Here is a 23,221-nt window from a genome sequence, read left to right on the forward strand (position 1 = left end):
GTTTCCTGTTATCACTGCTTAGCGCAGTAATTGATCAAGAAGGGCATTTTTAAGCTGCAATTGTTGTTGAGTGTCGGCCAGTTGAGGTGCATATACCAGAAAACTGTCTTCTACCCGTTCATCCAGAGTAGTGATTTTGGCAAAGCGAATACTGATATTTAAATCGGATAAAACAGCAGCAATGTTGGCAAGTAAAAAACGCCGGTTTGCTGTAATAATGTGCAGGCTGTACCAGCCGGGATTATCTTCTTCATCAATACTGATTCGCGGTGCAATCGGAATATGACGGCTACGTCGGCTCAGACTGGCCGGATTACTCGCAGACATCGGCAAATTACCATTTACAAACTGATTAAGCGCCAGCTCGGTTTTATTCTGGATGGTCAGATAATCATTCGGGTTGAGATTCGGCGGAAATTGCAGAATAAAAGTATCCAGAATAAAGTTGTGTTCGGTGATATAGGCGCGGGCAGTCAGAATGTTCATCCCTGCTTCACTGAAAACCGAAGCCAGCTCAGTGAAGAGTTTCGGGCGGTTAGGCATATAAACCATCACCTTCAGGGTATCATTATCCGGCAGCATCTGGCTGTGTGCCTGAGCCTGCTGTTCGTAATTAATAATTTTTGATAAATGCCATAAAATATCCTGCCACTCATGGCGGGCAAAATAAGCCTGACCGAGAATATGCCACAATTGGCGCTGCTGTGATTCGCTGATGTGATATTGATTTAACTCATGCATTGCCTGCTGCCGGCGGTCAAGAATAGTCGTGTGCCGGTTGCTTTGTTTACCATTGAGCTGATGCAGCGTGGCTTTATATAAATTTTCCAGCAAACTGGCTTTCCATGAATTCCAGATTTTCGGATTGGTGCCCCGGATATCTGCTACGGTCAGCAGATATAAAGCAGTGAGCCGTTCAACAGTTTTAACCTGTTTGCTGAATCGGGTAATCACTTCAGGGTCCTGAATATCTTCTTTCTGCGCTGTCATAGACATCAGCAGATGCTGTTCTACCAGCCACGCCAGTAAATCGCTTTCTTCACTATCCAGAAAATGATCTTCGGCAAAGGAGCGGGCATCGGCTACGCCTTTTTGTGCATGGTCACCACCACGGCCTTTGGCAATATCATGAAACAGTGCAGCCATATACAAAATATGTTTGCGTGCAAAAGTATGCATTAATGTTGCGGCAAAAGGCAGTTCATGGCTGTGCTGTTCCATGGCCAGACGCCGCATATTGCGTACTACCATTAAAATATGGTCATCTACCGGATAAATATGAAACAAATCATGTTGCAGCAGACCGACTATTTTTCCCCATGCCGGCAAATACCGGCCGAGCACACCATACAGATTAATAAAGCGCAATAAATGAGTCAGACCCTCCCCGTGTTTGAAGAATCCGGCAAAGCATTCGCGATTTGCCGGATTCTGATAAAACTCTTCATTCACCAGCTGATGTGCAGCCGCCCACCATACACGCAGGGTTTTGGGCGCCAGACCAATTATGTCATTGTGTTCCTGAGCAACACGTAAAATGGTAAATATATGCTCAGGCTGTTGCGAGAAAAGTTCAAGATTATGCACCGCCAGCATATTACCTACCTGATAATAATGCTGATCCAGATTAACCACTACACGCGGCAGAGAAGCGTAAACACGGTCGCGCAGCATAGGTACCAGAATACCACTGAGTTGTTTCACGCCTTTTAGTGCACGATAAAAATCATGCATTAGTTTTTCACTGGCACGGGAATTTGCATCATCGCGATAACCAAGATTCTGTGCTACCTGAGTTTGTAAATCAAAAATTAATCTGTCTTCAGCACGTTTGGCAGTCAGATGCAGCTCAATACGGATTCTGGCCAGCTGTTTCTGGCAGCTCAGTAACAGCCTGGCTTCAGTTCGGTTCAGAATAGCATTTTTCATCAGCTGATGAATCTGAGGGGGTAATCCCTGAACTTTTGCCAGCCACAATAAAGTATGAATATCGCGTAAACCGCCCTGAGTGGTTTTTACATTGGCTTCCAGCAGACTGGCTTCACCGGCCGCTTTGGTATATCGTTGCCGTTGTTCCAGTATTTTACCTTCGATAAAAGCAGCCACATCCCGCTGTAAATCAAGCTGATGAATCAATTCAGCAGCCAGATCCTGCCGGCCGCATAAATACCGGCTTTCCAGTAAGGCTGAATCACCCGTTAAATCAACCCGGGCACTTTCACATAACTCATTAATTGTTCCCACCTTAGGGGCGGGCTGTAAATGGATATCCCATAATATTTGAACAAAAGCACCAATTTTCTGCTGAATATCGTCATCAATCGGATTTCTGCTGACAATAGCAATATCCATATCCGAATACGGATACATTTCGCCGCGTCCGAATCCACCTATTGCCAGCAGACACATTTCTTCTTCGGCAAACAATTCCTGCCACAGTGTAGACAGCACATCAGCAATTACTCCGGTATGCTGGCGAAAATAGACAAACGGATGCCTGCGTTGCTGGTATATTTCTGCCGCTTGTTGTTTGTGCTTGTGTAGCTTGTCCGACAACTGAGTAATAAGTGCTGAAGATGACATAATTAATAGCCGTGTGGTTGAGATTGACAATATGCATTTTGTATCGGGCGAATCTGATTCAGCCTTGCCTGATCGATTGCCTGAGCTATCTGCTGCGGTTCAGCCACTGTCCGGGCAATTGATGCTGCATCAATTGCCATTGCCGCAGACTGTAAATTTAGCCAGTGCTGTTGCTGAGGATATGGCTGATGTTCAAATCTGAGGCGTCCGCGTATATCAGCAAGGCATACACGCAAAATTTGCCTGAATCGATCCGGACGGCGCAATGCATCGGTTTTTTTCAGAATATCCAGTGTCGTTTTGGGTTTAAGCTGGCTGACACTATGTAACCTGATATGATATTCACATACCAGTAATGCCAGTTGCGCACAGGCTTTGGGTACCTGCCAGCGCCGGTTTACCGCTTCTACGGGTTTTATTCCGGCATAATCATGTCCGGGGTGGCGTGGTAATTTATCTGCCGGAGTCAGTGCTTTGCCCAGATCATGAGTGAGAGCAGCATAACGTTCTTCCAGTGAATAATCATTTTCAGCAGCATACTGCAGACACAGTAAAGTATGCTCACCGGTATCTATTTCAGGGTGAAAATCAGCGCGTTGCGGTACGCCGAATAACGCATCAACCTCTGGTAAAATTACTTTCAGCGCACCGCAGGCACGTAAAACGTCTATCATCAGCCGCGGATTCTTTTCCATCAGCCCTTTAGCCAGTTCCTGCCATACCCGTTCGGCAACCAGAGCATTTACTTCACCATTATTTACCATCCGGCACATCAGTGCCATAGTTTCATCGGCTACTTTAAATCCATAACGCGCTGCAAATCGGGCAATGCGCAAGATACGTACCGGGTCTTCTGCAAACGCAGGGCTGACATGACGTAATATACCGCAGCGTAAATCAGCCAGCCCGTTATACGGATCAATCAGATTACCCGATGCATCTTCGGCCATAGCATTAATGGTTAAATCGCGTCGTTGTAAATCCTGCTCCAGCGTTACATCTGCCGCTGCATGAAAAGTAAAGCCATTGTAACCGGCAGATACTTTACGTTCGGTACGCGCGAGCGCATATTCTTCATGAGTTTGCGGATGCAGAAATACCGGAAAATCCTTGCCTACGGGCTGATACCCGGCTTCCAGCATTTTTTTTGCATCTGCGCCAACCACTACCCAGTCGCGGTCGACCACCGGCCGCTGCAGATACTTATCTCTTACTGCACCACCAACCAAATAAATTTGCATATAAAATATAAAAAAGTATTAACAGAAAACAGATGATTATTGTGCCGTAGTCCAATCAGCTTGTTAACTGGTTTTTTGCAAACATGCAGCTGGCAGTTCCGTCAGCCAGCATTAATAAGCAAAACAGCCTTTGGAAAAGAGCAGGCTGAATCCAAATCATCTTAAAGAATATTTAACAGGCAGATAAATATCTGCTGTACGGAAATATAAAACGCTCTGCTTTAAAGCAGAGCGTCTTTAAATAATATTAATATTACATCATCAGAGCCGGAACAATCATAGCTAGTCCGGGAAAAAACGGTACTGTAGCGAAGGCAATAATCAGTAAACGTTTAAACATCATTTCCTGTTGTTTTTCTTCGGTTACACTTACCACCAGAGTACCGGCAATATGAATCGGGTTAACGACACTGAGCATAGCTGGTGCTGCACAGGCAGTCAGAATCAAAGAAATTTGCGGAGAATCGCCAAAAATCGTAAATACCATCGGAATCATCAGGCTGATAACACCCAAAGTAGAGGATTCCACATTACTCAGGAACGTAGTCAGGTAAGCGAGCATAAATAATAAAGCAATTTTACTGCTGGTCATACTGAGCAGACCTTGCTCTACCGCTTTCATTGTATCTACTTGCATCATGGTGCCGATGAAAACCAGCAGACCACTAATAACCACTACAGCATTCCATGGGATTTTTTTCACAAAATCTTTACTTTGCTGCGTAAAAAACAGCATCATAATTACTGCCAGCGTCAGAGCAGTCAGACCGACATTGGCTTTAGCAAATATCACTAATATCAGAAAAATCAATACCGCAATAGTAGAACAGATTGCATAAAATGGCTGTAACTGATGGTTATCACCATTTTCCTGTTTAATTGGTTTCAGCAGTACAAAGCCTTTTTCAGGCGCTTTAGAATCACTTGTTTCGACTACTCTTTTATCCTGAAATACAATTTGCAGGGCAATAACCAGCACAAAACTGATTAACATTCCCAGAAACCAGACCAGCCACGGACTATACTCAACATGTGCTTTTTTTGCTGCATCCAGAATAACCTGACCAGTAGGATTAATAGGTGAAAGTGCACCGGTATTGGCACCAATAATTGCTGCCATTTCACAGATAAAAAATAATCTGGGGTGTTTTCTGCCTAAAGCAGCAATAACCGGAACCAGCAACGTTATCGATGCCGTAGAAAAGGCACCGGCTGTCGAAATCGCAAATCCGATAAAATAGCCAATCCAAGGAACAATATTAGTGCGATGCCCCATTTTTGCGTAAATCTGATCTGTAAACCAGCTTAAGCCACCGCTTTTTTCCAGATGAGCAAAAAGTAAGGACACACCGATTAACAGCGTTACAATGGCTCCGGGAAAATGGCTGAGTACATCCTTGCTGCTTAAGACTGTATATGTATCAGAACCATCAGCAATTGCAGTTGTCGCCATAACCATTATCGCCGCAGCACTAAAACCTAAAAGACCAATATTGACATGTCGCCAGACTGCCAGAACCAAAATCACAACCAGTAATATAAGCGATAAAATTTGTGGTAAGTTCATAAAGTGTCCTGAATGGTTATTGTTTCAGAATGAATATGCTGAAAATCGCACAATAAATAACATTTATATTTATTTCGGATTCAGAGAACTCTTCAGCCTGCAGCTAATATACGGATATCATTAAATTGTCATATAATTAGATTTAAAAAATATATATTCTTTATAAAATAATATAAAAAATCACTTTTTATGTAAAGTAAAGTACAAGATATCTTTTTTAATGTTAAATCAAAGAGAATAAATCTGTATAGTCTGAATTCAGATATCTATATACAGTACAGCCATGAGAATCCTGTAACCGGCCTTAACAGAAGCCAAACGGCAGCATTTAACTTAAAGCTAAAGCATCACTGCCGGCAAAATCATTGTTAATCCCGGAATAATCGGAACAATGAAAAAAGCAATGGTTAGCAGGCGCCTGAACATTGCATCCTGCTGCTTTTCATCGGTATAACTTACCACCAGCGTACCGGCAATATGAATCGGATTAATCACACTGAGTAAAGCCGGTGCTACACAGGCAGCCAGAATCAGCGACATATGCGCTGAACCGCCGAATATCGTAAAAATCATAGGTGTCATCAGACTGATCACACCAATAGTAGAAGATTCAACATTACTCAGACTGGTAGTTAAATACGTAATAATGAATAATAAAATTATCTGATTGGTAGTCATACCGAGTAAACGGTTTTCTAATGCATCCATGGTATGTACCGACATCATCGTACCAATAAACACCAGTAAACCACTGATTACTACCACAGCATTCCAGGGGATATTTCTGGCTAAATTTTTACTATATTTCGGAAACAGTAACATCAATAATACAGCCAGAGAAATTGCTGTTAATCCCACGTCAGTACCTGCAAATACCACCAGAGTGATAAAGAGCAATACAGATAATGTTGAGCAAATTGCATAGGCAGGATTCAGTTGTCCTTTATCATTATTATCAATAGCAACTGGTTTCAGTAAAGCCAGACCACGAGCCGGTTTTTTTCCATTCGTACTGTCCTGCATGCGACTAGGACTAAAAATTATTTGTAATACCAATACAGTACTGACACTAACTATTGTGCCCAGTAACCATAACAGCCATCCGTTAAAATTGACCTGGGCATGATTTGCAGAGTCACGAATAACCGTACCTACCGGATTAATCGGAGATAGAGCACCGGTATTGGCACCCACAATTGCAGCGACTTCACTGATGAAGAAAATTTTTGGCATACGTCTGCCTAAAGCCGCAATAACCGGTACCAGTAATGTAATTGTCGCAGTAGAAAAAGCGCCGGCAGTAGAAATAAACAAACCAATCATGTAGCCAACCCACGGAGTCAGTAAAGTATGTTCACCAATTGCCTTATATACTTTATTCGTTAGCCAGCTCAGACTTCCGCTGCATTCGAAATGCCCAAAAAGCAGCGATACACCAATGAGTAAAGTAACAATTGAACCCGGAAAATGCTCGAATACTGATTTAGAAGTCAGTAGCAGTGCCGGGTCTGGTGCTGTCGCTGAACCAGTTACCGCATAGAATTGTGTTGCTGTAACCATTACTGCGGCTGCACAAAAACCCAGTAAGCCAATATTTACATGCCGCCAGATTGATAATACCAATATCAGTACCAGCAATACTAAAGATAGTATTTGTGGAAAAGTCATAAAAAATCCGTAATTTATAATTTATTTAATAAATTAAATATTTAAAATGTTTAAGTTTTAATGGATCAGATTAATCATGTACTGTATTTCTTCATGGATTAATACCTTCGATGTGTGTGAACAATATATTATTTTTTCTTTAACTTTATAACTATTATCCATAACAAATATTATTATCAATTAATTAGCTTTATTCAGCCAAAATAATAATGATAAAAACAATATTGATGCTTATAGTTAATATAGGTATTAAATATCTGTACAGCCGTAAAGTAAAGTAATTTATCAGACAAACTTAAAAATTAAATTTTGATTCAGATGGTATTTGGAACCGGATATTAATATTTATTAATAAAAAACATAAACTATGCATAAAAATAAAATAAAGTACATCCGTTTCGGTGTTGCATATTTATGCAGAACGTTTATCCGGATTCGGAGCAAAACCACTTTAGTTTGTCCGTTTTAAGCGGAAATATTGAATCAGAGAATAAAAACAGCTTGATATTCAAAGAAGATTTGATGATTCAGACAGAACTTTGATAAAACGAAATAAACAGATTAATATCAAAGTATTCAATCAATTCGGACTGTTGTAAGATTTTTTTCTGAAAAAAAGCGGCAAATAATATCAACTGATATAAGTTTGATTTTTATAATCAAGTAACATGATCAGGATTAAAGAAAAGAAAGCTGCCTGATTACATTAATACAGACTGTAAATATAGTTTATCCGAAAAAATACATACATGTAATCAGGCAGCTTAATAACAGAAAATATTTAATGTTTACCGTCAGGAGTCCTGTTTTTTAATTTCCAGGTATTACCCGGATGCTGGGTTGGAGGTGCTTTTTCATGGTCTTTAATCGTGGCAAAATTTTCCAGCTCATGACCATGCTGATCAACTTCCTGATAAATCCCGCCATTAGTTCCGGAGTTATCGCCGGGTTTAAGATTGCTCATATACAACTCCTTTTCAGTAATTACCGTGAATCTACGGTAGCTTTATTATTCTTTTAAATTTTAAATAATACAAGTACTTAACTATAATTTAATTAGTTAGAATTAAATTAACACAGTAAATTCTATTTAGGTAATGAAAAGTAAATTACTTAATGCCAATACTGCCATAATAATGTCGGTGCTGCCTATACCGGATAAAATGAATAAAAAATATAAATTGCTTTAAAATGCCTGAGCTTTTGCTATCCGGTATCTACATCGTTTTCGGTTACAATACCTGTTTGCAAAGAAAAAAGTAAGGAAGTGTATGACATGCGCTCAGGTGCGTGATTACTTGCAAACGCAAGGCTTGAAATTACCAGAGCAGGAAGTCCAGATGGCAATGCTGGTTGCGCAATCTGTACTGGAGCTTGCTCAGGCAGAAATCGATATGTCTGTGCTATGGTATGAAGAAAACGGATTTAGTCTGGCTCGTAAATTCAATTTAAGTCCAGATTCACTATACCAGATTCATCCGGCTGACTTATTTACAGCCAATGAGAACAGTGCATATACCTTGCGCCAGCTATATCTGGCTTTCGATTCAATAGCAAGCCGGCATCATAATGATGTATTTGCTTTATATTTATATGAAGGAAATAATGAAGCAGGGGAGTTATGTCGTCTACTGGCACGCGGGTATCATTTTCCCGCTGTATTAAACTGCGATCAGCAGCAGGTAAATCAGTATCTGTTTGCACGTACAGCTTCTACTGGCTGGTTGAATCAGATAAATAATGTACAAATGTGGATTAATGACAGCAGTCTAACAGGAGAACAAAGCGGGGCTTCACAGCTGGCTGTTCCTGTTACCGGTGAAGAAGGGCAAGTATTGGGTGTATTGTTTGCTGCTCATCAGCAGCAAGATGCCATTACCGATACGGAACTTATCGACTGGATTGCTCTGGCAATGGTAATTACACCACTGATGCATAATTTGCATAACGCTGCCACAACACATACCAAGGGATAAATATTATGTCAAAAATATATCAAAACCAAATACAAGATAATAGTCCTGTACGCTTTATTGCTTCCTGCCGTTTACCAACGCAATGGGGTGAATTTACCATGCACGGATTTGAAGATGTACGCAACAGGCAGGAACACATTGCTCTTACTGTAGGTGATATTTCTACAGGAGAAGATATACTCGGACGAATTCATTCTGAATGTCTTACCGGTGATGCTTTATTTTCCAAACGCTGTGATTGCGGCCCCCAGCTTGAAGCTGCGATGAAAGCAGTACAAGAGGCAGGAATAGGTGTAATTATTTATTTACGTCAGGAAGGCCGGGGTATAGGTTTACTGAATAAAATCCGGGCTTACAAACTTCAGGATGAAGGGCTGGATACCGTAGAAGCAAATCTTGCTTTAAATTTACCCATCGATGCCCGTGATTTTTCTTTGGCCAAACATATTCTTGATCATCTTGGCATACAGTCTGTACAGTTAATGACCAATAATCCGCAGAAAGTCGATACACTAAAAGCACTGGGTATTCATGTAACTAATCGTGTTCCCTTACATGTCGGACAAAATCCTGAAAACCGGCATTATCTGCATACCAAAATGGAAAAACTCGGACATTTTGCGGATTAATCTGATTAAATGACATCGAGAATGTTCTCCATAATATTTTTGCAATTAGTTAAATATTATGAATTAAATTTAAAATCTCAGAACACAGATACTTTAAAAACTGCAACTGTGTGCCTGAAAATGAAATAAAGCCAAAAATTGCAACTGAACGTTTTCAACAGCTTTAAATATTACGTGAATCACAATCTGAATTATTTTTGAATGTAGCATATCATTCTGTTATTACTCTTTGATTCACATTTGGTGATATTACCAAATACAATCAACTCGTCAGTATCAACCCATAAATAAGAAATTATCCCCTGAAATTTTATACAAATAAAATTTCAGGGGATGAGTGTAATGTTTATGTTTAAATGAAGTTTATAAATATTACTAGCTTAAATAACCAGTCTTAATTTCTCTCCATGATAAACGATTGATGCTGACGGGACACATAACAACCCCCTTAATCTCAAATATTTCACCTGTATCAGTAAATCCATAAGGTTTTTTTCGAAAACAATTACTTGGAGGTATGTGGTGCTCAGGATCTTGCTCTTTACCCGAACCCCCGACATCCATAGCATCAACATATCCATTATTAGTATTTGAAACTAGCATTCCAATAATGTTATCCATTTTAGACCTGCTAGCAAGTGGATAGTTTGAGTTTACTACAATATGTGCCTCGTTTTCGGTTAATGCTCCGCCTGTAAGTGCATTAAACTGAATAAGATGACTAACAACATTTGTTTTTTCAGTCATTTTTGTTTCTTCACAAGGATCATTTAATTTACCATTTGTGTCAACGGAATATGATCTTGTCATTACAATACCTGTTGTTAGTAATCTTTGTACTGACTCTGTTACGCGTTCTCCGTCTTTATTCAGGTTAAAATACCAGCCCTTATTTCTTTCCGATGAAAAGGGTTTGTTGCTCAGATAACTATAATCATTCCCATATGGCATATCCTGTTGCACTAACGAACCTTTATCAATTAAAGTATCTGTTTGTTCGTTATAATTATCGTAGATTCCGTACATGGTTTGTTGCTGCAAATTATCACGATCAGACTGATAAATATCACTTCCTGTTCCAAATACAATGACCAGTTTGTTTTTTGCTAAGGGATCTTTCAGGTTTTCGGCAGCTCGATAGATAGCCGGAGCAACCGTTATAGGTGCATTAGCTGAAAAAATCTTTTTTACAGTCCATTTATTTGGATTCGGACTTCTGAAATCAAATCTATAAACATTTCCTTTATAATCACCAGCATATGCAAGATCGGCAATCCCGTCATTACTGATGTCCACAGCAGTAGGGCTGGACAATCCGCCACCATCTGATGATGCAATCATTTTACGGATTAGGGTTCCTTTCGGATCACCTGTTTTTTGATAACTCTCTACGCCTACATCAACACCTAATGCATCATAGATATACAATGCGGATTCATCATTAGAATCTTGAGATTTATAACCATTACTGATTAAAGCTGTTTCACGAAGATGGTCTGTTATCGTTGTATCTGATGCATTTGTATCTCTGTTAACCCTTATTTTGGCAATCGCCGGCTTACCAATAGTATAACCGAACTCATTATTTGCACCGCTTGGTGTCTGAAACAGCGATACATTGTTATACCAGCCAGCACTGCCAATATTATCTGCAGCAATGTTGTTACCAGTAGCGATATCCTGTCCGCCAATATTAATAGCAAATGCTCCGCGTCCTGCCTGTCCCATTGTTGATACTATAAATATTTGGTTTACGCCAGCTTTGTCTTTTCTGTCGGAGGTTTGTCTTATTACCATCCCCCCGTTTAATAAATATCTGTGAGGATGTTTAGAGTCTTTACCATAATCATTATCTAGCATATCCTTATAATAGTGACCAACTATATCACTTCCATCACTACTGTCCCGTTCAATAGACATTGGCATATAATTAAATTTAAGATCATACGGATGATTCGAATTATCTGCTGCACGGAAAACATATACCATTCCATCATTAGCCGAAGTGACGAGATATTTCTGTTTGTTAAACTCAATTCCGCCTGCTGTTACAATAGTATTATCAATAATGTCACCCATATTACGGGCACTATTCGGTCGCTGACGATAACCTAAAACGAAGCCATCCTGCTTAATTTTGTCATCGTCTTTGGAACGGCTTAACCAGGTGAGCAGACCATCAAGCCATTCTCTTTTATTTTTATCAGCATTCGTGCTAATTTCAAATGAGTTATTATTCAGGTTCTGATTAGGAGTCAGATTTGAATATAAATAAGTGGTCTTGCCATCATTAATTAATAGTTGTCTGTTAGCAAAAGATGGTTGCACTTTACAATCATTTTTATCAATTGTTTGTCCTGTATCTTCTGAATTTTTATCTGAATTTTTATTAGTTAAATCATGTATGCAAATCTGGCTGCTCCAGTTACCGGTTTCAATTTTAGCTGTAATGCCCAGATCATCTGTTGATGTACTTGAAATACCCATACTTGGAGCATTTGTCGTTACATTAATTGCAGTAGCTTCCTCTTTACTGATAATATTATTAAATACAGTTCTGAACGCTTCAATGATTTCAGTTCGTGAGTTTGCATTAAAGAAATTACCTCTAGGGTGAAGTCCGGGTGGGGTAGCACCATTACTTAGATATATAAAAGCTCGCTCATCTTTACTTTCGTCATCCGGATTATCAGGATCGACCTGAGCTAATGCAAATCCGATTGTATATGTTTCGGCAGTTTGATAAAAAGGTTTTCCGGTAATTTTATCAATTGAATTCCAAGGTTTACCCGCATCATCTGTAATACGTTTAAATTGAGATATACCTTTAGTTATATCGGTGCCTTTTATGTTGTAATAATCCTCACTGTATATATAGGGACCAAAACCAAGTGGATTTGCCGGCTGTTGTGAATCTGTATGAGCATATGGGTCTGCTAATGTTTTTGTATAAAAAGCCAGCCTGTCGACTATTTTACTGTTTATGCCAGTACCATGTTTGTGTAATAAATCCTCCCTCTCCGTATTTGAGGAAAATCGTTTATCAAAAAACTCATCTAAATCTTTATCTGGTTTAGTAAAGCTTTTATCTGATTTTGCTCTCTGTCCACCGGCCAGACCATCACTTAAGAAAATAATATAAGATTTTTGACAGCGATATTTCAGTTTATTCATTATCAAATTTCTGGCCACAACAGGAAATACCCGGGTAGTTGGTGTAACACCTCGGCCCTTTAACTTTTCAATATTATCAAGCATTGACTTAAATTCTGATGAGATAGAAGTTTCGTGAAAGGAATTACTCCATTTTTGCTGATCACTATCATCTCTTTCAGAATGTAATGGACGCAATGCGAAATACATCTTATCGCGATATTCTGTAATTATTGTTGTCAGAATATCTTTAGCCGGATCAAATCGAGTGTAAGGATTACATCCATACCCTCCTTTGCTTTTTATTGCATCTGCTTCTTCTAAAGTTAGATCTTGTATCCAGCCACTGTGACTATCCCAGTATTTAGGTAGTCTTCTTTCTACTTCGCCTGGAAGTAGCTTACGACATTTATATAAAAGTTTCTTTGGATCTTTAGAAGGTTTGTTATGAGTTAATGTATAACCCATACTTAAAGAATCATCTATAAATATAGCAACATTAGGCTTTACGCTGTAAGCTTTCTGAGTAATGGATTTTTGCTGAAGTCGTAATGGCGTATCTGCGAAAGAATTTGCTGTAGCATAAGTATATGGTGCCATAAAAATACCTAAGGCTCCAGTAACAGCTGAAACTAAAACTTTTTTACCTTTAGGAAATCTGGTTTTCCTGTTATTTTTAATCGCAGTATTCATGCTTTACCTTGCTAAGCTGAAAATAGATTTTGGATAGATTCTGGCGAAAATTAAATTTCGCTGAAATCAGCGTACAAATTTTAATGTTAAATTGTTTGATAATATAAGTAAAAATAATCTTTAAGTCAATAAAATTGAAATGTATTTCATTGTGTAATGAAATCTGTGGTTTATATGTATAATGTTTTTCTTAACTGGTTTTATATAATTATTTATATACTTAAAAAGTAAAATTTATATAAAAAATATAAATTTATTTGGCTTCATAAAAGGAAATTTTTCTGTTTAAACCGAATTTATTGGTATTTATGTATATTTGTCATAAAAATGCCGGTTAAACTATATAGTTTAACCGGCAAAATAAATTAAAATTAATTAAAAGTTGTAATTAATATAAGTTTGGTTAAAGATAACCTTCTTTTATTTCACGCCATGAAATCCGGTGAATTATGACCGGGCAGCGCGGGACGTTAATAGTTAATTTATTCCCGTCTGTTGTCGCTGCTATCACGGCGGCACGCGAGCAGTTTTCTACCGGAGGAGATTTTTCAGTTAATGGTTTCTGGGTATATGAGCCGCCTATATCAATATTATTATTGCCTGAAACGGTAAAACCAAAAGGTCCTTCCGTACTCACGCTACTGCCTGCCGGCGCTGCTTCATCAAATACAAAATTCGGATCTGTGCTTTGTAATGCGCCCCCGGTTTTTACATTAAACTGAATTTTACCGGTGGTAACGGAGTTGCGCTGGACGATAGAAGTAATTTTGCACGGATCAGGCAGTTTATTTTCTTTTTCTACGTTATAAGTGCGCGATAGGACTGCGCCAGCATAAGAAACAATTACCGGTTTGGATACAATGCGCTCACCGGTGTTTTCTCTGAGATTAAAATACCAGCCTCGATGAACTGCCGGGTTTAGCGGATAGTTACTCAGTAAACGGTAATTGCCGGCTTGGATAAATTCTTGTTTTACCAGACTGCTTTTGCTGATTTCGTGCACTTCCTGCTGGCTCAGATCGTCATAAATGCCATATACACTTTGCTGATCTTTATTTGTCAGGTCTGACTGATAAATATCGCTGCCTGTGCCAAAAGTAACAATTGCTGTTGGTATTTCGCTATTTGTATGCTGTGCTCCTTTTGCTTTAAGAAGAAATACCCCGGGTGCTGAAGTGATGGGACCATCAGCAGTAAAGATTTTATACACTTTCCAATTTGACGGATTAGGAGCACGTAAGTCAAACCGATACAAATTACCCTGATAATCACCCGCATAGACAATATCAGCTACGCCGTCTCCGTCTATATCGATAACTGTCGGGCTGGAAAGGCCGCCGCTGCCATTAGGAGCAACCAGTTTGGCGATTAAATCTCCTTTTTTGCTGTCGGTATGAATATAGGCCTGAGTGCCTACATCTATTCCCAGTATGTCGTAAATATATAAAGCTGATTCAGGTGAGGGTTTGGTAGCGATATCCAGAGCCAGAGAGGGGGAGTAGTTATAGCCATTGCTGATAAATGCAGCCTGACGTATATGGTCTGTAATAGATGAATCTGAGGCATTAATATTTGAATTGACCCGCACTCTTGCAATGGCAGGTGAACCGATAGTATAACCAAACTGATTGTCTTTTCCTTTAGGTGTCTGGAACAGGAAAACATCTTCATACCAGCGGGATGACTGCATGTTGTCTCCGGCTAATGGTCTGCCGGTAATAATGTCGTTTCCGCCGATATTGATGGCAAATGCGCCTCGTCCCGCTTGCCCGAGGGTTGAAACCATAAATATCTGCTGTGGCCGCCCGTTGCTGCCATCTGTTTGCTGTACCGCCATGCCTCCGTTAAGCAGGAAACGATGAGGAAAATTATCATTAACGCCATATTTTTTGCTGGTTAAATCCTTGTAATAGTGAGCAACCATATCAGAACCGTCATTACTCTGCCTTTCAATCCCCATTGGCATGTAATTAAATTTTAAATCATAAGGAAATTTGGAATTATTACTCGAGCGGAAAACATAGACCATTCCGTCATTAGCTGATGTAATCAGATACCGCTGGCGGTTATTTTCTATATTGCCGGCTGTAAGAATCGGATTATCTATAATATCTCCTAAATCCCGCGTATTTCCGAAGTCTGGCAGAGAGCGGCGGGTACGATAATCCAATACAAATTCATTTTTTTTCTGAGTATCAGCAGTAAGTGACCGATTTAGCCATGCTAGTAAGCCATCGTGCCATTCATTACGATTTTTATTATTGTTGCTGATTTTAAATGTGCTGTTATTAAAGCTGTTAAGGCTTTCGTTAAAGAGATGTGTATATTTACCATCATTAAGCAATAATTGCCGGTTGCCGTATGTAGGCCGCATCGGGCATGAGCTGCTGTCATTTTTGGTATTGATATCGTAAATACAAATCCTGCTGCTCCATGAACCGGTTTCAACCTTGGCGGTAATCGACAGATTACCCTGGTTGGTATTGGAAATGGCTACAGTCGGAGCTGTTGTAGTAGTCTGAATGGTTGATGCGGTCATTTCTCCTTTGATGGTTTTAAATATTTTTTCAAAAGCGCTGATAATTTCATCACGGGAATTGGCGTTAAAGAAACGTCCGTTAGGGTTGGTTGTCTCATTGTATTCGCCACTTGGCGTTGCGGCATTTTCCAGATAAGGAATGGCGATTTTGGCTTCGTTTGTATTGCGCTGCCCGAGTCCTACTCCGATGGTGAATGTTTGTGCAGTTTGGCGAAAACGTTTTTTTGTTTTTGGATCAACTTCATTCCATGGCTGACCCGCATCATCAGTTTTTTTTCGCACTGGTGAGGCATTAATGGATTTACCGGTTGAGCTATAGTAATCACTGGTGTAGATGTAGTCGCCAAAGTTATAGTTATTGAGCCTGTCTGTATAGTATTTCAGACGCAGTGGTTTATTGGTATTGTGATTGCGGGCAAGAAAATTTAAGCGATCGTTATTAGTTTCAAAATCCCGATCAAAGTAGCTATCGTAGCGTGAATCTGTATTTTTGGTGAAATTTTTATCTGAAATAGAATATGTATTATCAGCTTCACCATCACTTAGCAAAATAATATAAGATTTTTGGCAGCGATATTTCAGTTTGTTTATTACCAGATTGCGCGCAATAACAGGAAACTGGCGTGTAGTGGGGGTGTCGCATGGTGTTTCCAGTTTTTTGATGTTATTTAGCATGCTTTCATAATTGGCCGGATCAGAAGTGTCATAAAATTTATTGAATTTTTTCTGGTCACCGGTGCCGCACATCGGGCGAAATGCAAAGTACATATCATCATGATATTTTTTGATGATATCTGTCAGTACTTCTTTAACGGAATCAATACGCCGGTAGGTATCACAGCTATATCTGACTTCTGAGGTATTTTTGGGTTTTTTTGTAAATCCGTATTCATAACTACCAAATGGCGGCCATTTGCCCCCTTTACCATCCGGATTGGGAATCCATTTACTCACCCGACATTTATAGGTAATCGGTACGATGTTCATAGACATACTGCCTGAATCATCAATGTAAAAGGTAACATTGGGTTTAACGCTATATGACGAAGTAGTAATGGATTTACTTTGCAGATGCAGCGGAATATCAGCAAAGATATTTGCCGCAGCCAAAGCTGACGGAATAGCAAAAAGATTAAAAAGGCCCAGGACTGTGCGGCACAAAGTTCGACCGGATGTGATGTGTTTTGTTCCGGTAATTTGGAATTTATCTTTTTGTTTTTTCATGGAATTCCTTGTTCAGTAGCTTCTGTTGCTTACTTTTAGTAAATTCTTAGGCAATTAAGCTTTTTATGTGACAGACAGAAAATAAAATATGAATGTGCAGCTGATTGTCAGATAAAATATAAAGATTCAAATAGAGGGTTATATTTAACTTTCCGGTGATAGTTACTCAGGAAAAATCTCTGTCATGTTTCTGATTCAATACCGACGGCATTAATATGCTAAATAACTTATTTAGCAATTTTATGCTATTAAAGTTTAAATCTGAAAAATTAAAATCTATAGTTTATTTTAGAAGAAGATTGATTAACTTTGATTAGTTTATGCTGATAAGTTAGCGTAAAATTCTTAATTATTGCTCTTTATCTATTTTTATTATTATAAATTGCTATTTAATTTTATATAAATAATTTTTTATTTTTATTTAATAAATATTTAAAATCATTATTTCAATGTGAATAATTTATTTTAAAATTAATTTTATAGATTTTTAGCAATTTTATTGCTTGGAAGATGATAATAAGTGTTTATTGCTGTAAATATTGTATTTGGTTTTAGATATTTTTTTAATTTTAAGTGAGTATGAAAGTATTGTTTGATATAACAAAAGTTCTATATGCTTTGGTTTGTTTTGCAGGTATATAGAATATCATTTTCTACTTTCAATATAGAGATATTAGAAAAAGGAGCAGAATTTTATATATTGAATGTCTGAATTAAACTGAGTATCCAACCCCTGCTATTGGTTAATCAATAACAAGTTTCAAGTACCCTAAAATTTAAATTTAAAAAACAGTAAACTAAAAAAAATGTGCAATATTGCGATAAAAAGGGCTTGCTGTGTTTCTTACTCTGTGATTAAATACGCGCCTCGACAGCACAGGGTGATTAGCTCAGTTGGTAGAGCGTCTGCCTTACAAGCAGAATGTCGGCGGTTCGACTCCGTCATCACCCACCAGTTTTCTGTTTTATGCGTTGCATAAAACTTGCGCGGTGGTAGCTCAGTTGGTTAGAGTACCGGCCTGTCACGCCGGGGGTCGCGGGTTCGAGCCCCGTCCGCCGCGCCAATTTCATATTTGCTGTTTTCTCTCTTAGGGGTGATTAGCTCAGTTGGTAGAGCGTCTGCCTTACAAGCAGAATGTCGGCGGTTCGACTCCGTCATCACCCACCAATCTATTTTTCTCCTGATTTCTGATTTAATTAAACTCTTGGTTGTTAGTGGACTATTTGTTTGCTGTTTTTTTGTATGCAATCAAACTATCTGTGCTGGTGGCATTCATAGCCGATCATTAGTTTGTGATATTCAGACTATTATTACTTGGTATTGGGCAATAAGAAACTCCACGGTATTTATGCTTATTCACAGCTCATTTGCATCTGTCTGTATATGCTTAAGATATTTCACTTGGCACAATTTGCAAACTAACCTATAATTCATCGCTCAATCTTTTACTGATTGATTGCGGATATGGCGAAATTGGTAGACGCACCAGATTTAGGTTCTGGCGCTGAAAGGCGTAAGAGTTCGAGTCTCTTTATCCGCACCATCGAATTTTAAAGATATCTTGTAAGCTAAGATATCTTTTTTTATTTCTACTCAGTGTGTCTGAACACTAACTAAAAACTATTTAGAAATTTGTTTTATCTGCTTTCAATTTTGTATTTTAAGTATAATTATCTTTAGTATGATATTCGAATTTACCTGAATTCGTAGTTAAATTAATTCTATATATTCTGTTGTAAGCTTTTATTGACAGGTATTTATGCAGATATATAGTTTATGCGTAAGGTATGATTTACGGATAAATGATATTTATCAATAGGTAAAAAACAGGTTATCTGACTGATTTTGAGCTTATTTGTCAGTGGAAATAAAAAATGCACCATTATATAAATTTAAATGGTGCATTTTTTGCTGATATGTTTGTATTAGTTACATGGTTTCAAGAGTATCTATACCTAATAATGCCAGACCTTGTTGTAAGGTTTTGCCGGTAAGGCTGGTGAGTTGCAACCGGCTATTGCGAGTGGCTTCGTCTGCTTTCAGTATCGGGCAGGCTTCATAAAAGCGGCTGAACAGGGTAGCAATCTGATACAGATAAGCGGCGAGATAGTGCGGATAAGAGGTATTGGCAACACTATTCAGAACATCTTCAAATTTAAGTAATTCTACAGCCAGTTGCTGTTCCATGGCTTCGTTCAGAGTGATCGCAGCATTGTTATCCCAGGTACCTGCTTTGCGAAAAACACTTTGTACACGAGTATAGGCATATTGTAAGTAAGGAGCAGTATTACCTTCGAAAGAGAGCATGCTGTCCCAGTCGAATATGTAATCACTGGTACGATTTTTGCTTAAATCTGCATATTTTACGGCTCCTATGCCTACGACTTCACCTATATGCGCGATTTCATCGGCGCTCAGTTCAGGATTTTTGCTAGCAACCAGAGCAGATGCACGTGTTACAGCTTCGTTTAGTAAATCCATTAATTTTACTGTGTCACCGCTACGGGTTTTAAACGGTTTGCCGTCTTTACCCATCATGGTACCGAAAGGTACATGTTCCGCATGCACGGTATCAGGCAGCCAGCCGGCTTTACGGGCAACTATAAATAATTCATCAAAGTGCAGGCTTTGGCGCGCATCCACAACATATAACAATCTGTTGCCGTGCAAGGTGTTGATCCGGTAACGCAGGCAGGCTAAATCGGTGCTGGCATACAGGAATCCGCCATCTTTTTTCTGAATAATAAATGCTGCCGGTTCATTATCCTGATTTTTAAATTCATCCAGAAAAACAACTTTAGTGCCATCACTGTTAACGGCAATACCTTTGGCAAGAAGTTCATTCACTGTTGATTGTAATTGGTCATTGTAAAATGACTCGCCGGTTACATCGGCTGGTAAGAGTTTTAGGCCAAGTTTTTTATAGACCGCCTGAGCATGTTGCAAAGAGGTCTGTACAAACTGTTGCCACAATGCCAGTACGCTGGCATCTCCGCTTTGAAGTTTAACTACGTAATCACGTGCTGTGTCGGCAAAGTTTTTATCTTCATCAAAGCGTACTTTGGCATTACGATAGAATTGTTCTAAATCCGCCAGTTCGAGATCTGCACGCCCGTTTTGCTGTTGTTCTATCAGGTAGGCGACCAGCATACCAAATTGTGTGCCCCAGTCACCTACATGATTTTGGGCAATAACTTTATGTCCGAGAAATGTAAGTACCCGGTTGAGGCTGTCTCCTATGATGCTGGAGCGTAAATGACCTACGTGCATTTCTTTAGCCAGATTGGGTGAGGAGTAATCTATAACTATTGTTTGTGGTTTGCTGTTTCTGGCAATGCCCAGATGCTCATCCTGCAATGAAGTCTTAATATATTGTGCCAGTTTTTCAGGACGAAGTTTTAAGTTAATAAAACCAGGGCCGGCAACTTCTGCTGTGGCAATCAGTGGGTTCTGCTGTAATGCATCGGCAACTCTTTGTGCCAGTTCGCGAGGGTTTTGTCTGGTTTTTTTGGCGGCACCCATGACGCCGTTAATCTGATAATCGCCAAAGTCACGATTTTTGGCTGGTTGCAGAATAATTGGCTGGTCTGTGAGCCCGTTTGCGCTAAATGCTTGTTCAACTTCAGCTGCAACTAGTTGATGTAATTTCATGTTGGTCTGATAAATAGGAAAATGGCTAATTTTCGCATAAATAAGCGTAAATCGCATTAGCGCAGCACAATGAATAAATAAACTTGACGGGAATAATGCTTAAATTAGTTAAGAAAATTGTTCTTTGGCTATATAAGAATACTATATGGATAAATGAATTGGTAATTATCAATCAGATTGGCTGATTTATGCTGAATATGATTTGTGCGTTTTTAGTGTGTAAATGGATAATGCTGTTAAAGTATACCGGATACCAGCCGGTATACTTTAACTGTGTGATGATCAGCCTACGCGATAAAAGGCCAGACTACCAAGCAAGTTTGGCCAGAGGGAAATGCGTTTATTTCCGCTCATTACTGCTCGTTGCAAAATTTTTAAATGATTTTTGGCACATAATTTATCAAAATCCTGAAGGGTGCACCAATGAATGTTCGGGGTGTTATACCATTGATAGGGCATGCGTTCGGATACCGGCATATGTCCGCCCAGTGCGATTTGTAGGCGGTTGCGCCAGTAGCCGAAATTGGGAAAGGTGACAATAGCTTCTGCGGCGACTCGTTTCATTTCCTGCAGGATATTTTCCGTATTTTGCATAGACTGAATGGTTTGGCTCAAAACAATGATATCAAAGCTGTTATCATTAAAATGTTGCAAGCCGGCTTCCAGATCCGCCTGTATTACGTTGATGCCACGTTGCATAGCAGCTAATACGCTATTGGTATTAATTTCTAATCCATATCCCTGACAATTTTTGTGTCTGACTAGTGCGGCCAGCAGTTCTCCGTCTCCGCAGCCTAAATCCAGTACACGACTATTGGGTGTAATCCAGTCGAAAATCATTTGCAGGTCATCACGCAGTGGTACTGATGATATGTTCATTGTGTTAGTTCAGTGGCAATATTGTTGAAATAAATGCGGATAGCCGCCTGATAATCAGCATCTTCCATTAAAAAGGCATCATGTCCGTGAGCTGATTTAAGAGCAATATATTGCACGGGTTTGTTGGCTGCTACCAAAGCATCCAGTAATTCCTGTGAGCGTCTGGGTGAAAAACGCCAGTCGCTGCTGAAGCTGGCTATCAGTATTCTGGCCTGAATTGCCGATACTGCGGCTACCAGATTACCATCATAATCACGCGCCGGATCAAAATAATCAAGTGCTTTTGTCATCAGTAAATAACTATTGGCATCGAACACTTCAGCGAATTTATCGCCCTGATAGCGAAGATAGGATTCAACTTCAAATTCAACGTTGTAATCATACTGGTAGTTTGGTTGTCGCATCTGGCGCCCGAATTTTTTACCCAATCCGTCTTCTGCCAGATAGGTAATGTGTCCCATCATACGAGCGATACGCAAACCTCGTCGTGGAATTTTCTGCTGTTGCGCGTATTGTCCCTGACAAAAATCCGGATCGGTAAGAATGGCTTGTCTGGCTACATCATTAAAGGCAATATTTTGGGTAGATAATCGTGGAGCTGAGGCAATAATCAATGCATGTCTCAGGCGTTGCGGTTTGTCGATTGCCCATTGTAATGCCTGCATCCCGCCCAGACTTCCGCCCATAACCGCAGCCCATTTATCAATGCCGAAGCGGTCGGCCAGCATAGACTGACTTTCTACCCAGTCCTTTACGGTTACCATCGGAAAATCAGCGCCGTAAGCTTTTCCTGTGTCCGGATTGATACTCAACGGACCGGTGCTGCCGTGACAGCCGCCCAGATTATTTAAGCCGACAACAAAAAAACGATTGGTATCAACAGGTTTTCCCGGACCAATCATATTATCCCACCAGCCGGGGTGTTTATCATTTTTACTATAGTAACCCGCTACATGGTGATTTCCTGACAGTGCATGACATATTAATACCGCATTACTTTTATCTGCATTAAGTGTGCCGTAGGTTTCAATCATTAATTCAAACCGGGGCAGAACACAACCGTTTTGCAGGGTGAGCGGGCTGTCAAAAGACCACTTTTGCGGGGTTACAATGCCAATGCTGTCTATTTCTTTCATAAGATTAGTTAAAAGAATAGAAAACTGGCATTATAACGACTTTGTCTGGTTTGCACAGATATAACGTGTTTTGGAAAATAAATGATAGGCCGTTTGCTGCGTCTGTTTCTTTTTGTAATGTTATTGGGTGTTTTGCTTAAGTATTTGCTCGGAAGGCAGCAAAAACAGACGCTCGGATACTGGGTAAACTGTCTGGCGCTGGTGTTGATAGTAATTAGTTCGCTAATATTGCTGATATTTGTATTGAAATCTGTTTTGTATTAATCAGCATTAATACAAAC

12 protein-coding genes and 4 tRNA genes are annotated in these 23,221 nt (G+C 39.4%); 6 read left to right on the forward strand and 10 right to left on the reverse strand.

What is annotated here, in order from left to right:
- Positions 1-18: 18 nt before the first annotated feature.
- From glnD to H3U82_RS02805, 5 genes are all read right to left on the reverse strand, one after another.
- The gene (gene glnD / locus H3U82_RS02785) at positions 19-2,583 is read right to left on the reverse strand and encodes a [protein-PII] uridylyltransferase (protein ID WP_198209104.1); all 2,565 of its coding nucleotides are present in this window, start codon (positions 2,581-2,583) and stop codon (positions 19-21) included.
- Positions 2,584-2,585: 2 nt separating this feature from the next.
- Positions 2,586-3,824, reverse strand: a complete 1,239-nt coding sequence (locus tag H3U82_RS02790) for a multifunctional CCA addition/repair protein (RefSeq protein WP_174831815.1) — start codon at positions 3,822-3,824, stop codon at positions 2,586-2,588.
- A gap of 253 nt (positions 3,825-4,077) precedes the next feature.
- On the reverse strand, positions 4,078-5,391 hold the full coding sequence (locus tag H3U82_RS02795; RefSeq protein WP_198209106.1) for an SLC13 family permease: 1,314 nt from the start codon (positions 5,389-5,391) through the stop codon (positions 4,078-4,080).
- A 339-nt stretch (positions 5,392-5,730) separates the two neighbouring features.
- Positions 5,731-7,059 (reverse strand): SLC13 family permease, encoded by a 1,329-nt coding sequence (locus H3U82_RS02800; RefSeq protein ID WP_198209108.1) that lies wholly within the window; start codon positions 7,057-7,059, stop codon positions 5,731-5,733.
- Positions 7,060-7,840: 781 nt separating this feature from the next.
- Positions 7,841-8,023 (reverse strand): hypothetical protein, encoded by a 183-nt coding sequence (locus H3U82_RS02805; RefSeq protein WP_025330897.1) that lies wholly within the window; start codon positions 8,021-8,023, stop codon positions 7,841-7,843.
- A 307-nt stretch (positions 8,024-8,330) separates the two neighbouring features.
- Here H3U82_RS02805 and H3U82_RS02810 point away from each other — a divergent pair, with 307 nt between their 5' ends.
- Positions 8,331-9,035, forward strand: a complete 705-nt coding sequence (locus tag H3U82_RS02810) for a hypothetical protein (RefSeq protein ID WP_084586341.1) — start codon at positions 8,331-8,333, stop codon at positions 9,033-9,035.
- Positions 9,036-9,040: 5 nt separating this feature from the next.
- Positions 9,041-9,664, forward strand: coding sequence for a GTP cyclohydrolase II (gene ribA, locus H3U82_RS02815; RefSeq protein ID WP_198209110.1), 624 nt, complete (start codon positions 9,041-9,043; stop codon positions 9,662-9,664).
- 375 nt (positions 9,665-10,039) lie between these two features.
- Here ribA and H3U82_RS02820 read toward each other — a convergent pair whose 3' ends face one another.
- Both H3U82_RS02820 and H3U82_RS02825 read right to left on the reverse strand, forming a co-directional pair.
- Positions 10,040-13,510, reverse strand: a complete 3,471-nt coding sequence (locus H3U82_RS02820; protein ID WP_078475755.1) for a PilC/PilY family type IV pilus protein — start codon at positions 13,508-13,510, stop codon at positions 10,040-10,042.
- Positions 13,511-13,913: 403 nt separating this feature from the next.
- On the reverse strand, positions 13,914-17,273 hold the full coding sequence (locus H3U82_RS02825; protein WP_198209112.1) for a PilC/PilY family type IV pilus protein: 3,360 nt from the start codon (positions 17,271-17,273) through the stop codon (positions 13,914-13,916).
- A gap of 879 nt (positions 17,274-18,152) precedes the next feature.
- Here H3U82_RS02825 and H3U82_RS02830 point away from each other — a divergent pair.
- The 4 genes from H3U82_RS02830 to H3U82_RS02845 all read left to right on the forward strand — a co-directional run bounded on the left by H3U82_RS02830 (position 18,153) and on the right by H3U82_RS02845 (position 18,817).
- Positions 18,153-18,228: transfer RNA gene (locus H3U82_RS02830), tRNA-Val, on the forward strand.
- A 32-nt stretch (positions 18,229-18,260) separates the two neighbouring features.
- Positions 18,261-18,337, forward strand: a tRNA-Asp gene (locus H3U82_RS02835).
- Positions 18,338-18,365: 28 nt separating this feature from the next.
- Positions 18,366-18,441 (forward strand) — tRNA-Val (locus tag H3U82_RS02840).
- 291 nt (positions 18,442-18,732) lie between these two features.
- Positions 18,733-18,817, forward strand: a tRNA-Leu gene (locus H3U82_RS02845).
- Between the two features lie 386 nt (positions 18,818-19,203).
- Here H3U82_RS02845 and argS read toward each other — a convergent pair.
- The 3 genes from argS to H3U82_RS02860 all read right to left on the reverse strand — a co-directional run bounded on the left by argS (position 19,204) and on the right by H3U82_RS02860 (position 22,940).
- Positions 19,204-20,925 carry an arginine--tRNA ligase gene (argS, locus tag H3U82_RS02850; protein WP_198209114.1) on the reverse strand — a complete coding sequence of 574 codons (1,722 nt, stop codon included), beginning with the start codon at positions 20,923-20,925 and terminating at the stop codon, positions 19,204-19,206.
- 282 nt (positions 20,926-21,207) lie between these two features.
- Entirely contained in the window at positions 21,208-21,804 is a 597-nt protein-coding gene (metW, locus tag H3U82_RS02855) for a methionine biosynthesis protein MetW (RefSeq protein ID WP_084547802.1), read from the reverse strand.
- Positions 21,801-22,940 (reverse strand): homoserine O-acetyltransferase, encoded by a 1,140-nt coding sequence (locus tag H3U82_RS02860; RefSeq protein ID WP_198209116.1) that lies wholly within the window; start codon positions 22,938-22,940, stop codon positions 21,801-21,803. Before H3U82_RS02860 ends, metW begins: the two co-directional genes overlap by 4 nt.
- Positions 22,941-23,221: the final 281 nt, after the last annotated feature.

Source organism: Snodgrassella sp. W8132, assembly GCF_016100865.1.
Lineage (GTDB): Bacteria > Pseudomonadota > Gammaproteobacteria > Burkholderiales > Neisseriaceae > Snodgrassella > Snodgrassella alvi.

Coding starts and splice junctions, on each gene's coding strand:
- ribA (WP_198209110.1), top strand. CDS start 9,041: ATGTCAAAAATATATCAAAACCAAATACAAGATAATAGTCCTGTACGC.
- H3U82_RS02800 (WP_198209108.1), bottom strand. CDS start 7,059: ATGACTTTTCCACAAATACTATCTTTAGTATTGCTGGTACTGATATTG.
- metW (WP_084547802.1), bottom strand. CDS start 21,804: ATGAACATATCATCAGTACCACTGCGTGATGACCTGCAAATGATTTTC.
- H3U82_RS02810 (WP_084586341.1), top strand. CDS start 8,331: ATGACATGCGCTCAGGTGCGTGATTACTTGCAAACGCAAGGCTTGAAA.
- H3U82_RS02820 (WP_078475755.1), bottom strand. CDS start 13,510: ATGAATACTGCGATTAAAAATAACAGGAAAACCAGATTTCCTAAAGGT.
- H3U82_RS02860 (WP_198209116.1), bottom strand. CDS start 22,940: ATGAAAGAAATAGACAGCATTGGCATTGTAACCCCGCAAAAGTGGTCT.
- H3U82_RS02825 (WP_198209112.1), bottom strand. CDS start 17,273: ATGAAAAAACAAAAAGATAAATTCCAAATTACCGGAACAAAACACATC.
- H3U82_RS02790 (WP_174831815.1), bottom strand. CDS start 3,824: ATGCAAATTTATTTGGTTGGTGGTGCAGTAAGAGATAAGTATCTGCAG.
- H3U82_RS02795 (WP_198209106.1), bottom strand. CDS start 5,391: ATGAACTTACCACAAATTTTATCGCTTATATTACTGGTTGTGATTTTG.
- glnD (WP_198209104.1), bottom strand. CDS start 2,583: ATGTCATCTTCAGCACTTATTACTCAGTTGTCGGACAAGCTACACAAG.
- H3U82_RS02805 (WP_025330897.1), bottom strand. CDS start 8,023: ATGAGCAATCTTAAACCCGGCGATAACTCCGGAACTAATGGCGGGATT.
- argS (WP_198209114.1), bottom strand. CDS start 20,925: ATGAAATTACATCAACTAGTTGCAGCTGAAGTTGAACAAGCATTTAGC.